Here is a 14,157-nt window from a genome sequence, read left to right as displayed (position 1 = left end):
GAAGCAACCTCCAGTTCGTTGCTGCGACTTGCAGAACCCGCCGGGCAGGGCCGGGGCGGACCGTGCCCGCCTTGGGCGTCGTCCGCCCCGGCCCTTCCGGCCTACGGCCGTACGGAGAACCCGCTCATCTGGACGTTCGCGCCGACGCCGTCCCAGCTCCTGGTGATGTCCAGGCGCACGTAGCGGGCGCTGACCTTGGCGAAGGCCGTCGTCCCGCCCTCCTTCGGCGTGTCCGTGGCGGTGGCCACGGTGCGCCACGTCCGGCCGTCCGAGGAGACCTGGACGCCGTAGTCGCGCGGCCCGTAGTTGGAGCGCCCGCCCACGACGACCGAGCCGAACTCGACCGGCGCGCCGAAGTCGACGCCGTAGCGCACCGGGTCGGCGGGGGTCGGTCCCTGGCCGGCGGCGCGGCCCCACGACACCCAGAACGTGCTCGGCGAGCCGTCCACGGCGAGCTTGGCCGGGTACCGGTCCTGGCCGGCGTCGGCGACCACCCGCGGGAACGGCGTGCCGCCCGGGTTGAGGGCGAGGTCACCGGAGTGCCGCAGGGTCACCGCCGCGGCGGCGGACGGCCCGGCGTCGCTGCGCGCGGTCACCTTCAGGGTGCTCGCGCCGGACGCGATCCCCTTGTCGCGCAGCCCGACGGGGACCGTCACCGAGCCGCCGGCGGGCACCGTGACGCGGCCCCGCTCCGGCTGGGCGCTGATCCCCTCGGCGGCGGACGCGGCGACCGTCACGTTCGCCGCGCGCCCGGAGGCGTTGGTGACCAGCACGGTCGCGCGGTTGTAGCCGCCGTCCGCCAGCGGCAGCTCCGGTTCGAGGGCCTCCACGGCCAGCACCGGCCGGTCGCCGCCGGACGGGGTGAGGGTGGCGGGGCCGAACAGCCCGTAGTCCATCGGCGCCCGCGACGAGGCCCCGGTACCGGGCGCGGCGCGGACCGCGTTGAGCAGCGTGGAGGCGACCCGCACGGTGATCGTGTTGTCCCCGGGCCGCAGGTACCGGCCCACCTCGACGTGCCGCAGGTCCGCCTGGTTCAGCGGCGGAAGGTCGTGCCCGTTGACGTTCACGCGGACGGTGTCCACCGGTGTCCCGAGGTCGAGCGCGGTCCTGTCGATGCCCTTCCAGCCGTCGTCCAGGGTGACGTGCGCGGTGTAGGTGCCCACGCCCGAGGCGTCCGCGAGGTCCACGGGGTGGCCGTTGGCCTTGGTGATCGCCGACCAGGCGGGCAGCGCGCCGTCCGCCCCGGCCTTCACCGTGACCGGCCCGAGCACCTTGTGCGCGGTGTCACCGGGCCTGCCGGAGGGCCCGGGGCCCCAGGAGTCCACCGACAGCGACCACTCGTCGAGCCTCACCGGCTGCGGGACGGCCGCCGCACGCTGTCCACCCGGCGGGCGAGGGCTGGGCGGGCGGCCCGTGAAGGTGGAGTCGTGCCGCGGCGTGACCGCGATGACCGTGGCGTCGTTCCCGGCCAGCCGGACCGGGACGGTGACGGTGCCGTGACCGGACGTGTAGTCGCTGATCGGGGTGATCTTGCCGGTCCAGGTGTCCAGCCGGTAGGGGACGCCGTCGCCGGTCAGGGTGACCTTCTGCGCGGTCGCGGTGTTCGTCTGGTTGTACAGGTAGTAGTAGTCGGTGGAGCCCGCCTGGCGGCGCACGTCGAGGATCGCGCCCGAGCCGTCGTGCGGCGTGGCGGCCGGCGTGACGCGCAGGCGCCGCAGCGCGTCCGGCGCGTCCGCCTCGCTCGCCACCCGCACCACGCCGCGCTGCCGGAGGAGGTCGGAGACCACCGACCTCAGCCGCGCGTCCTGCCGCGCGGCGTCGCCGTTGCCGGGCACCGCGCTCGGCACTTCCCCGACGATGACGACGGGCAGTCCCTGGCGCGCCAGCCGCAGCAGCTTCTCCGCGGCGTCCACCGGCATCGTCTTCTGGTCGTTCAGGAGCACCGCGTGGTAGGCGGAGCGGTCACCGAACAGGGCACCCCGGGAGAAGGAGGCGTCCTTGCGCCGGAGCAGCGCCGGGCTGAGGTACTCGTAGGTGTATCCGGCCGATGCCAGCGCCGAGGAGCTCTGGATCAGCTTGTTCGACCCGCTCCCGGTGGTGCCGGTGCCGTTCATGCCGAAGTCCTGCCAGTACACGGCCAGGTCGAACCGGGGCTTGCCCTGCCGCAGCACGAGCTGCATCCGGGCCAGGTTGTCGTTGACCGCGCGGTAGTCGGTCCAGTTCGGGCCGCCCTTGTCGCCGAACGCCTCCGAGTAGGAGGTGTTGCCGCCGTAGGTCATGCCGGGCCAGGCCGACTGCGGCCCGGCGCCCGCGGGCCCCCTGCTCAGGTACGGGAAGCCGTGCCAGACGACCTGGTTCACGCCGCCGGCGAGGCCCCGGTAGACCGCCTGCAGGTTGGAGGCGTCCGATCCGGCGCCCGCCGTCGAGCCCCATACCGAGCCGGAGAAGGCGCAGCACTCGTCGGACACCACCGGCTGCCCGGACACGTGCGCGCCGGTCGCGACGACCCGGTAGTCCTGCACGTTGCTGTAGGCCCCGACCGACTGCCCGAACGCCAGTGACTCGCCCTCGGGCACGTCGACGTGCGAGGCGGCCTCCGCGACGTCCACCGGGATGCCGTAGGGCTGGATGCGGGTGCTGATGTGGTGCTCGTGCGCCCACTCGCGCAGCACGTCGAGCCGGTTGCGGATGTAGAGGTCGCTGAGGGTCTGCCGGTAGTCGGTGCGGACCCGGGCGCCGACGCCGCCGCCGAAGTCGAAGAACGGCCGGTCGGTGATGCCCTGGTCGCCGGCGCCGGCGAGGGCGGGGAGCACCTCGACCGGGGAGTAGCCGCGCCGCTTCGTCCACTGGTCGACCAGCTCGGACGTCCACTTCTGGGTGGTGCCCAGTTCGAGCGAGTCCTCGAACAGGTCGCTCTCGCCCATCTGCGCGAGCAGCTTCCGCACGTCGGGGGTGAGGATGTGCTCGTCGTAGAAGTCCGTGGTCGCCTTCGCTCCGGCCTCGCTGAACGGGTCCAGGGCGTAGTTGGTGCCGGTCGCGGTGTAGCCGGACAGGGACTGCCCGCTGGGCGCCTGGTAGAAGGCGATCAGCGCGTAGGTGCTCTTGTCGTCGCCGGGGAAGTCGACCGTGAGGCCGCCCTGCGCGTCCACCTTCGAGGTGACGTCGGTGACGCCGGCGCGATCCAGCATCCGCGGGCCGCCGGAGGTGGCGCAGGCCGCGTCGGAGCACCTGGCGACGAGCGCGGCGATGAGCGTCTTCTTCGCGCCGGCGGGCGGCGCGACGTTGAAGTTGGCCGGCAGCGCACCGGACCTGCTGGTGCCGCCCTTGCGGAACTCGTGGGAGAAGACGACCTGCTGCTGCGCGCTCGGATCGTTGACGTCGTTCACGGTGGGAACGGTCGCGGGCCAGCGCGGGCCGATGGTGAAGTCCAGGCCGAGCCCCCTCGCCTTGGCCGCGGCCAGCATCGTCCGGGTCTTCTGCGCCCACAGCGGGGTGCCCCAGCCGTAGGTCTTCAGGAACTCCGGGGAGTTGTTGCCGGCGCCCTCGACGCTGAACGGGGCGACCTCGGCTCCGCCGCCGCCCGCCTTCCTGATCTGTTCGAGCTCGTCGGCCAGTTCCTTGTCGTCGGTATGGGCCAGCGGCTGCCACCAGCGGTACTTGGGCCGCACGGACGCCGGGGGGTCGGCGAAGGTCGCGCGGGTCAGGGCCGGGACGTCCGGCCCGGACGGCGGAGCGGCCTCGGCCGCGCCGGCGATCGCGAGTCCGGACAGGGCCAGGAGCCCGGCCGCCGGCAACGCGACCAGCCGTGCCTTGGAGTGAGTCATGCGGCGTAGCCCTCCAGCTCGATGACGCGGCTGTAGTTGTGGTCGTTGGAGTCGTGGACGAGGAGCCGGAGCGCCGACGCCCGGACGGGCGCGAAGGTCTTCTCGACCGTCCCGGCGGTGCTGCCGGTGACGGTCGCGACCGTCGTCCACGTCCCGTCCACCCGGGCCTGGACGTCGAAGTCGCGGATGCCGGTCTTGGCGGCCGGGTGCGCCGGGTCGTCGAGCGTGAAGACCTTCACGCGGCCGACGCGGCGCGGCTCGTCCCAGGTGGCGGTGAGGGCGTCGGGGAAGTCCCCGGCGGTGTCGTCGTTCCAGCCGCCGACGCCGTTCAGCCAGGCGCCTGAGCCGGTGCCGCCGTCGTTGGTCCACGCGGGCGACGAGCCGCTGTGGGTGCTGGAGGCCGACATCTCGGCGACGCGCACCAGATCGCCGGTGACGCGCACCGGCGCTTGGACGCTCTCGTCGTCGACGGTGAGGGTGACGGTGCCGTCCGTCGCGCCGCCGGTGCGGCCGATCTTGACCGGGACCTCGGTGGAGCCGCCCGCGGGGACCGTGACCCGTCCCGCGGCGGCGGCGGTGAAGCCGTCCGTCGCGGCCGCCTTCACCGGGACGGTGACGGCGTGCCGCTCAAGGTTGGTGACGCGGAACGCGGCCTTGGAGGACTCGCTGTCGATGACGGGGATGTCGGCGCCGAACGGGGGTTCGACGGCGAGCTGGGTCCGGTCCTGCCGCACGGAGCCGGGGGTGCGGACGGTGAACGTCCAGGACCCGGATCCGACCTCGTACACGGCCCGCCCGTCCTGGACGCCGAGGGACCGGGCGCCCGCCGGGGCCTTGGCGCCGGACGCGCCGAGCAGCGGCACCTCCACGCGCGCGGGGGCGCCCGGCGGGACGGTCACGTCGAGCCGCAGGTCGTGCCCGGAGCGGCGCCACGCGCTGGAGACCGTGCCGCGCGGCGTGCGGTAGTCGGAGGAGGCGCGGGTCAGGTCGCCGACGACGGCGGGCCGGACCACGAGCTCGCCGAACGCGACCGAGTCGCCGGCCTGGCCGATCCCGGCGAGTCCGGCGCCGAACCACTCGTCGATCGCGCCGAGCATGAAGTGGTTCTGGGACCCGTAGCCGGTCGGGCCGTCCCAGTACTCGGTGAGCGCGGTCGCGCCGTGCACGACCTGGTAGCCGTAGCCGGGGTCGGTGACCTGCTGCGCGACGGTGAGGATGACGTCGTCGCGCCCGGCCGCCGACAGCACCCGGAACAGCGCGGGCAGGGCGATCTCACCGACCGTGAGGTGGTACCCCTTGCCCTTGACGGAGGCGACGAGGTGGTCGAGGACGGCCTGCCGCTGCGCCTGCGGGACGATGCCGAGGTCGAGCGCGAACGCGTCCCCCGCCTGGCTTCCCGAACCGTAGGTGTGCCCGGCCTCGTCCAGGTACTCGGCGTTGAAGGCGCCCGCGATGTCGCCCGCGAGCTTGCGGTAGCGGGCGGCGTCGTCGTCCTTGCCGAGCAGCCCGGCGACGGAGGCGAGCGCGGCGGCGCTGCGCTGGTAGCCGTAGGTCGCGGCGATCCCGCGAGGCGTGGTCTTGTCGACGGCGGCCCAGTCGCCGAGGCCGTAGTCGAGCAGGTTCCCCTTCGCCTTGGAGGTCAGGTAGTCCAGGTATCGCTGCATGTTGGGGTAGAAGTCGCGCAGCGGGCGGGTGTCGCCGTAGGTGCGGTAGTGCTGCCAGGCGGCCAGGATGATGGCGCTGCCCCAGTTGGGGTCGTCGCGGACGCCGCCGGAGAACTGGACGTACTCGGGCGCGATGTCGGGGACGAGCCCGTCGGAGGTCTGCGCCTCGGCCATGTTGCGCAGCAGCGCCGGGTAGTAGGCCGCGACGTCGTAGTTGCGGGTGACGGACCCCTGGACGAGCTGGGTCTCCTCCAGCCAGCCGAGCTTCTCCCGGTCGGGGCAGTCGGTGAGGATGCTGAACATGTTGCCCTGGATCGACCGGTCGATGATCGTGTGGATGCCGTTCAGCAGCAGGTCGGAGCTCTCGAACGATCCGGCGGAGGCGTTGCCCGCGCGCAGCACGACGGCCGACACGGCGTCCGCGTCCGGCGCGGACGGCAGGCCCGCCACCTGGAGGTAGCGGAAACCGTGGTAGACGAAGCGGGGATGCCAGGTCTCGGTGCCCTCACCGGCGAGGGTGTAGTGGTCCTCGATCGGGGGCCGCCGCGCGCCGCCCGCGATCATCGTGCCCTGCTCGACGAGGCCGTCCGCGCCGAGCCGCTCCCCCGGCCTCAGCGCCAGCTCCGTTCCGCGCGGACCGCGGACCCGGATCTGCGGCCAGCCCGCGACGTTCTCTCCGAGGTCGAAGACGTAGGTGCCCTTCTCCGGCTGTGTGACCTTCACGGTCCTGCGGCGGCCGACGGGCACGATCGCGGGTGACATGCGCGCGGTGAGCGCGATGCCGGGATCGGGCGCCTCGGCCGCCGGGCGCCAGGACGCCAGGTCCGCCGACGGCTCGTCCCAGCCCTCGCGGGCGAGGCGGGCGTCCTCGTCCTCACCGCCGTACCAGTGCGTGAACGTGGTCGGGCCGAGGTCGGTGCGCCAGGACGAGTCGGTCGCGACCCGGGCGGTCGTCCCGTCCGCGAGCGTGACCTCCAGTTGGGCGAGCAGCTTCGGCGCGCCCTGCGCCCCGACGTACTTGGTGTAGCGGTCGCTGGTGGACGTGACGTTGTAGGTGCCGTTGCCGAGCCGGACGCCGATCGCGTTGCCGCCGCGCCGCAGCAGCTTCGTGACGTCGTAGGCCGCGTACTCGGCGCGTTTGCGGTAGTCGGTGTTCGGCGGTTCGAGGACGGCGTCGCTCACCGGGCGGCCGTTGACGGTGGCGTCGTAGATGCCGAGCGCGGTGATGTAGAGCCGCGCGGACCGCACCTTGTCCTTCAGCGAGAACTGCCGGGCGAGCAGGGGCAGCCGGGGCAGGTCCGTCTGGTAGGCGGGCGGGGGCTCCTGGCCGGTGACGGTCTTGGCCGTGGTGAACGGGCCGTCCGCCGACTCCGCGGTCCGCAGCGTGTAGTCGACGGGGAAGTTCGGCGTCTCGCCGTCGCTCGTCATCAGGTCCGTGCGCGGGTACAGCTTGACCGTTGCGAGGTCCCTCACGGCGCCGAGGTCGAGCTGCAACCAGAGGTGGTGGCCGGGGTCCTGCGAGCCGTAGGCCGGGCTGGTGTACCCGAACGGCGCCTTCTGCGTGGTGAGGGACCCGTCGGTGACGAACTCGGGCATCCACTTGCCGGGGTACTCGCGGACCTCGGACGCGGTGACCTTCGCGCCCTTCGCCACGTTCGCCCCGGACGGGTCGAGCGCCTCGATCTCGGCGAGCTGGAGCCGCGACAGCAGCGAGCCGCCCTCCTTGACCGGCAGGCCCAGCTTCGTCACGTCCAGCCGCAGATGGCGGGCCCTGGTCCCGGCGGGCAGCGCGACGGTGGCGGGAGTCGGCGCCCGGTTCAGCCAGCGCTCGTCGCCGATCCACTTGGCGGACCAGTCGTCCTTGGCGAGCAGGCCCGTCTCGAACCGGGCGGGGGTGCTCCAGCCCGAGGCGTGCCCCGAGCCGTCCCAGACCCGGACCCGCCACCACACCTGGCGGCGGGAGGTGAGCGCCGTGCCCCGGTAGACCGCGTCGGCGGCGCCGGAGGAGACCCTGCCGGAGTCCCAGAGGTCGGCGCGGCCGAGCCGGTCCCGGGACGTCGCCGCGACGACCTGGTAGGCGGCCTGGGCGGAGCCGCGGCCCGGGGCCGACAGGCGCCAGCTCAGGGTGGGGGTCGTGTCGTCGATGCCGACGGGGTCGTCGAGCGCGTCGGTCCGCAGCCCGGTGGCGCGGAGCCCGGAGGCGTCCGCGCGGGCGGGAAGGGCGGTGACGGCGGTGAGCGAGAGGCAGAGGGCGACACCGCATGCGGCACCGCGTCTTGGGGGGATTTCGGGCATGACGGGACATCCTTCGGAACTGCGCGGGGGTGGGGGGTGGCGGCGTCGCGCCGTGAGGGTTCCGTCAGGGGTTCACGTGGACCAGTTCGATCTCCAGGAGGTCGGCGAGGGCCTTCAGGTCGGCGACGCGGTGGCCCGTGCCGAGAGCCCAGTGGTGGGAGATTCCGGTGGCCGACCACGCGTCGGTCCACTCGCCGGGATCGCAGCCGAAGTCGACGCGGGAGGTGGTGTTGCCGATCCGCAGCAGCGGCCCGTCCACGGTCTCGCCCTCGGACGCGGCGAGCGCGAACCGGCCGTCGCGGCGCTGGATGATCCCGATCGCGGTGACCGGGCCGTGCCTGACGTCGAACTCGACGGACACGCCGTAGCCGCGCTTGCCGTGGTAGACGCCGAGGCCGCGCAGCAGCGGGCGGCGGGCGCTGATCGCCAGGTGCGCGGGCCCGTCGTGGCCCATCTCGACGTGGCCGCGCTGGAAGTCCAGCGCCTGCAGTTCGGTGAAGGAGCCGCCCGCGCCGAGCCGGTCGGCGACCAGCATCGCCAGGGAGGTGCGCAGCTCGTACTCCCCCGCCGCCGGGATCCCGCGCGCGGTGAGCAGCGACGCGCCGAGGATCATCCCGGCGCCGAGCCGCTCGTGCACCTCGCCGTCCAGGCCGCGGTGGTAGTAGGCGAGGCTGTCGAGCCCGAAGTCCTCGACGAGGCGGTCGAGGCCGACCGAGACGCGGGCCGCCCAGGTCAGGTCGCCGTCGTCCACGGACGCGTCCAGCTCGAAGATCTTCTCCGCCTCGGCCTTCTTGGCGGCCGTCTCGGCATCGGTGACCTTCTCGACCCGGACCCGCAGGTCGTCGAACTCCAGCACCTCGACGTGCCCGCCGAAGTTGGCGCTGACGAGCGTGAGGTCGGTGGAGACGTCGAGCATGCCCGGGTACAGGTGGCCCATCAGCCCGTGCCGGCCCCGCCGCAGCGCCGCGCGGACCCCGGCGGCGCGCACCCAGCGGCCGATCCGCGCCCAGGCGCGCTCGTCCTCCAGGTAGCCCGACACCGAGCGGAACGGGACGCCGCAGCGCGCGAACGCGTTCGCCATCTCCGGCAGCGGGCAGGCGCCGCAGTAGGCGAGCCACTGCCCGGTGTCGAAGGTGGCGTGGTCCATCGACTCGGTCGGCTGCAGGTTGATCAGCAGGACGGGCGCGTCCGCCCGCTGCGCCACCGGGACCAGCATCGTCGCGGTCATGTAGGTGGTGAGGAAGCCGACGATGATGTCGCAGCCCGCGGCCCGCAGCCGCTCGGCCGCGGCCGCGCCCTCCTGCGCGTCGGAGATGAAGCCGACGTCGACGACCTCGGCGCCGAGCCCGCGCATCCGCTCCGAGACGCGTTCCGCGGACCGCTTGAGCTGCGGGAGCAGGTCGGGGAACTGCGGCCAGTAGGCGCCGAGCCCGCCGGCGACGAGGCCGACCTTCACCGGCGGCGCTGTGGTGTCTGCCATTGCTTGTCCTCTCCTAACGGGCCGTGAGGGTGTGGCGCCCGGCGGACGCCCCGTCCACGTAGACGTGGCCGCCGTCGCCGGACACGCCGGGCGCGGTGGCCCTGCCGCCCGCCCAGACCGTCCGGCCGTCGAGGGTGACCCGGCGGGTGGACGGGGTGATCGGGACGGCGAGGCGGCCGTGCGTGCCGCGCGGGGCGGTGACCGTCAACTGGAAGCCGCGGCCGGTCCTGCGCCAGGACGCGGCGATGTCGCCGTGCGGGGTCGGGACCGTGCCCTCGGCCCACGTCAGGTCCCCGGTGAAGGGGACCACGGACCAGGACTCGTACCCCGGGGCCGCGGGCCGCACCCCGAGGACCCGGGTGCTGAGGGTGACGGTCGGCTGCGCGGCCCAGCCGTGCGCCAGGCTGGAGAACTGCTTCAGGTTGGGCGTGCCGTCGGGCTGCAGGTGCTCCCAGAAGGTGGACCCCGGGTCCTGCTCGAGCTGGTGGCCCCAGAAGCGGCGGATCAGCTCCAGGCCGGACGCGTCGCCGGTCTCCAGCCGGGCGTCGGCCTCGAACCCGCTCGGCAGCGGCGCGTAGAACGGCGGGAGGGCGGCGTTGGGGGTGGACTGGGAGACGGTGAGCGAGCCGATGTCCGTCCAGTTGCGGGCGCGCAGGTAGGCGAGGGCCCGCTTGGCGCGGTCGCCGCCGGCGATGCCCGTGAGGACGGCGGTGACGTTGCCGTCCTGCGGGTAGGCGCCAGGGATCTCCCGGGACAGGCGGTACGCACCGGCCTTCTCGTCCCACAGCTGATCGTTGACGGCCCGCTTCACCGCGGCGGCCCGGTCGGCGTAGGCGGTGGCGGAGGCGTCGCCGCGCGCCTTCGCCATGGCGGCCATCTGGTCGAGGTTGCGGGCGTAGAGGGCGTTGACGTAGGTCTCGTGGCCGCAGTCGGAGTACCCGTAGTGGCCGCACGAGCCGGAGTCCTGGAAACCGATCAGACCGCCGTCGTCAGCGGCGCGGACCGACTCCAGCCAGGCGGTCGCCCGGGTGAGCTGGGGCCACCAGCGGTCCAGGTAGGCGCGGTCGCCGGTGTACCACCAGTGCTCGTACATGTTGGACACGAACCAGGTGACGTACTCGCCGTAGGTGCGCAGCTCGTTCTGGTTGTGCTGCCCGACGAGGCTCGCGGCCGGCATGTAGCCGTCCGGGAGCTGCTGCGCGGCGAGCGACGACAGCGAGTTGGCGACCGAGCCCAGGTCGTAGGTGCTGACGTAGGCGACGGGCGCCTGGACGGCGAGGTCGCCCTGCCAGACGATCCGGTCCCGCTTGCCGCCGTCGTAGATCACGGAGGTGCGCGGGTCGGCATGCGGGACCTGCGCGTCCGCGTGGTCGCCCTCCCCCGGCTGGTAGGGCCACTTCTTCGCCGTGTTCGACGCGCCCGTGTTGATCTGCACGGTGTAGGCGCCCGCGTACCAGATCTTGTTCAGTTCGTCGTCGCTGGAGAGGAAGTGGCCGCGGTAGCCGTCCAGGTCGCGCTGGTCCGGCGCGGCGGTGAAGTCGAGGGAGATCTCGTCGACGTCGACGTGCCCCGGGCCGTCCAGGAAGAGGGTCGCGTACCGGAAGCCGCCGCGCAGCTCCTTGTCGCGGACGGTGCCGGGCACGCTCACCCCGTCCAGCGGGAGGGCGTGGCTGTCGGTGTCCTGGGTGTAAGGCTGGCCGGGGAACCCGTTCCAGATGTTGGCGGTGTCGCAGCCCGGTGCGATCTTCCCTTGGCCGTCGTTGGCGTCCGGAGCGAGCGCCATGTACTCGACCGATTCGGAGAAGCAGGCGCGCAGCCTAGGCCGGTCGTCGGAGGCGCCGTTCACCCGGACCTTGAGGTGCCCGGCGACCTCCTTGCCGAAGTCGACGATCAGCAGCGGGGAGCCCGCCCGGTCGGCGGCGCCGCTGAGGCGGACCGCGCCGCCTCCCCGCCTCAGCGCGCGGCGCGGGTCGCCGTCGATCGCGCCCTGGCGCGGGTCGGCCTTGAACACCCTGACCGGCGAGACGTCCCGGCCGGAGGGGGCCAGGACGTACGGCCGCCACTGGCCGGGGCGCGGCGTGTAGGAGGCGTCCTGCCAGGGCCCCTTCGCGGGAGGCGAGGCGACGGCGGGGACGGCGAGCGCGAGGGTGCTCGTGACCGAGAGGGCGGCGGCCGCGGCCGCGCGGGCGAGGGAGCGCCGGGCAGTGGGGGAAGCCATGATCACTCCAGTCAGCGGGACGCGGTCAGGATGGACGTGCCGGTGAGGCCGGGCACCTGGACGAGGCCGTCCCGGACGGTGACGCCGGGTTTCACGGCGGCGCCGTGCCGCCAGACGACCGTCCCGCCGGCCCGGACCTCGGACGCGACCCGGACGGGGACGCCGGCCGTCGCGGTGGTCCCGCGCGGCGCGTCGACGCGCAGCGTGAACGTCCCGCCGTCGCGCTTCCAGGCGGCGGTGATGTCGCCGTGCGGCGTCGGCACCCGCCCCTGGGCCCAGCGCAGCCCGCTCGCCGGGTGCGGCAGGACGGTGAACGTCCGGAAGCCGCCGGAGGCCGGGGCGACGCCGAGGACCTGGTTGGTCAGGAACGAGGTCGGCGCGGCGGCCCACCCGTGCGACAGGCTCGTGTACGACCCGAGCTGCGGCGCGCCCGCCCGGCTGACGTTCTCCCACAGCGTCCCGGGCTGCGCCTTGCCGAGCATCGGGTACCAGGTGCGGCGCAGCAGCGACATCGCGCCGGCCGTGTCGCCCTGGGAGGAGTGGGCGAGCAGCGACTGGGCGGACACGAACGGGCTGATGTACTGCGGCACGGCACCGCCCGCCTTGTCCACGGTGAGGTCGCCGTGCGGGTCGGCCAGACTGCCGCCGAAGAACCTCAGCACCGACGCGGCGCGGTCGCCCGTGGCGACGCCCGCGACGACCGCCATGGCGTTGCCGTCCTGCGGGTGGTTCCCGTCGGACGGGCTGACCTTGTAGGCACCCGCTGCCGGGTCCCACAGGCGGTCGTTCACCGCCTTGGCGGTGCGGGCCGCGTGCTCGCGGTAGGTCCCGGCGAGCCCGGTGTCGCCCTTGGCCTCGGCCGCCTGCGCGGCCTGGCCGAGCACCTTGACGTACAGGGACGAGACGTAGGTGCCTCCGGCCTCGTTGCCGTAGCCCCAGGTGCCGCCGGCGCCCTTCATGGTGAGGAGGCCGTCGTCGCCCGCGTTCGACTCCAGCCACGCGACGTTCTTCTTCATCGCGTCGTACCACTTGTCGAAGAACGCCTGGTCGCCGGTGTAGAGGTAGTGCGTCCAGTAGTTGTGGACCCACCAGGCCGCGTACTCGCCCCAGCCCATGTTGTAGCCGAACTTGTCGGTCAGGTAGAGGCCGGGGATCTGGCCGTCGGCGGCCTGGCCCTTGGCCATGAACCCGACGGCGCCGGCCGCCGGACCGGCCTGCCCGGTCGACAGGTAGGCCACCGGGTCGGCGACCGCGTTGTCCCCGCCCCAGATCATCCGGTCGCGCTTGGCGCCGTCGCTGATGACGCTGTCGCCCTCGCCGACGATGGCGTCGTTGCGGACCGGGCCCTCCTGGCCCGGGTAGGGGCGCCCGGTGGCCGGGTCGATCGTCGACATCTGGACGGTGTAGGCGCCCGCGTACCAGAGCCGGTTCAGGGTGTCGTCGCTGGACAGGAACGCGCCCTTGTAGCCGTCCAGGTCCGGGTTGGCGGGGTCGGCGGTGAACCGCAGCCGCAGGTCGGACAGCCGCACCTCGCCGGGGCCGTCCAGGAAGACCATGAGGTAGCGGAACCCGCCGCGGATGACGGGGTCGCTGAGCACGGAACGCCCGTTCTTGTCGTGAGATGGCGACCGGGTTTCCAGGTAGTGGGTCTCGGTGGCGAGGCCGACCGGGTCCTGGCTGTAGTCGGAGGCGGTCGTGAGGTATTGCGCGCTCTCGCTGAACGCCAGGCCGATCCTGGGCGAGCCCTTGCGGACGTCGGCGGTGACCTGGATCTGCCCGCCGACCTCCTGCCCGAAGTCGTAGACGACGTAAGGGCGGCCGTACTCGTTGGAGCTGAGCGTCGTCGTGCCGTGCCGGAACGCGCCGGACGGGTTCCGCACCGTCCCGCCATAGGGCGCCGCGGGGGCCCGGCCGTCCTCGTACAACGTCCACACGGCGTGGATGCGAGCGCCGGGGCCCGGCTTGTCGGTGTTGCGGAACGTGACCCGCAGGTCCTTGGACGAACCGACGAGGGGCGCCGGGACGGTCACGTCGTAGTGGACGAGGCCCGCCTTGTCGCCGCTCCATACCCCGGCTTGGGCCGGGTCCGGTGCGCGCTCGTGGACGACCGTCCCGTTCACGAGCACCTCGTAGTGCGCCGTGGCACTGCCGGCCTCCTCGACCCGGAGGGTGACCGCGCGACCAGGCGTGACGCGCAGGCCGTACCCGAAGGCCGCCGCCGCCCCGCCGCCCGTCTGGCGGGTCATGACGCCGTCGGCCTTCGCCGCGGTGGAGGACCCGGCGTCGAGGTCATGGCCCTTCTCGGACGCCCCGGAGGCGGCGGTCACGTGGTCGCCGTTGACCCCGTACGACTCCGCGGCCCGCACGGGACGGACGTTCCGGCCGGAGGGGGCGAGCACGTAGCGGTCGGCGCGGGTGAGGGACGGAAGGCCGAGCGGGTCCCGGGGAGCGGCGGACGCGGGGGCGAGCGGGACGGCGACCAGGGCGGCGGCGCCCAGGGCCAGGGAGGTGACGGCGGACACGTGGGAGCGCGCGAACTTCTCAGCCGGCGGCATCGTTATCCCTTCGGGTTCACTTGGTCGAGCGGGCCCAGCAGGGACGGCCGGCGGCCCGGTGGGGACGGCGCGGACGCGGCGGGGTGAGCGCCGCGGCCGCGCGGTCCGGGCCGCCGGCCGG

Annotated in this window: 5 protein-coding genes; all 5 read right to left on the bottom strand. The window is 73.7% G+C overall.

Features of this window, described 5'->3' with window-relative positions; all coding sequences use genetic code 11:
* Positions 1 to 101: 101 nt before the first annotated feature.
* A complete protein-coding gene (locus tag CHC11_RS30690) occupies positions 102 to 3,824 on the bottom strand; it encodes a glycosyl hydrolase (RefSeq protein ID WP_089315341.1) in 3,723 nt (1,240 codons plus the stop codon).
* Complete coding sequence (locus tag CHC11_RS30685; RefSeq protein WP_089315340.1) at positions 3,821 to 7,783, bottom strand: family 78 glycoside hydrolase catalytic domain; 3,963 nt, start codon at positions 7,781 to 7,783, stop codon at positions 3,821 to 3,823. The genes CHC11_RS30690 and CHC11_RS30685 overlap by 4 nt, the downstream gene beginning before the upstream one ends.
* A gap of 64 nt (positions 7,784 to 7,847) precedes the next feature.
* Positions 7,848 to 9,263, bottom strand: a complete 1,416-nt coding sequence (locus CHC11_RS30680) for an L-fucose/L-arabinose isomerase family protein (RefSeq protein ID WP_089315339.1) — start codon at positions 9,261 to 9,263, stop codon at positions 7,848 to 7,850.
* Positions 9,264 to 9,276: 13 nt separating this feature from the next.
* Entirely contained in the window at positions 9,277 to 11,481 is a 2,205-nt protein-coding gene (locus CHC11_RS30675; protein WP_089315338.1) for an alpha-L-rhamnosidase-related protein, read from the bottom strand.
* Positions 11,482 to 11,492: 11 nt separating this feature from the next.
* Positions 11,493 to 14,036 carry an alpha-L-rhamnosidase C-terminal domain-containing protein gene (locus CHC11_RS30670; protein ID WP_089315337.1) on the bottom strand — a complete coding sequence of 848 codons (2,544 nt, stop codon included), beginning with the start codon at positions 14,034 to 14,036 and terminating at the stop codon, positions 11,493 to 11,495.
* Between the last annotated feature and the right edge of the window lie 121 nt (positions 14,037 to 14,157).

The sequence above is a fragment of the Actinomadura mexicana genome, from assembly GCF_900188105.1.
GTDB classification, from domain to species: domain Bacteria; phylum Actinomycetota; class Actinomycetes; order Streptosporangiales; family Streptosporangiaceae; genus Spirillospora; species Spirillospora mexicana.
Note: the sequence above shows the minus strand (reverse complement) of the source record. Positions and strands in the feature narration are given on the sequence as shown.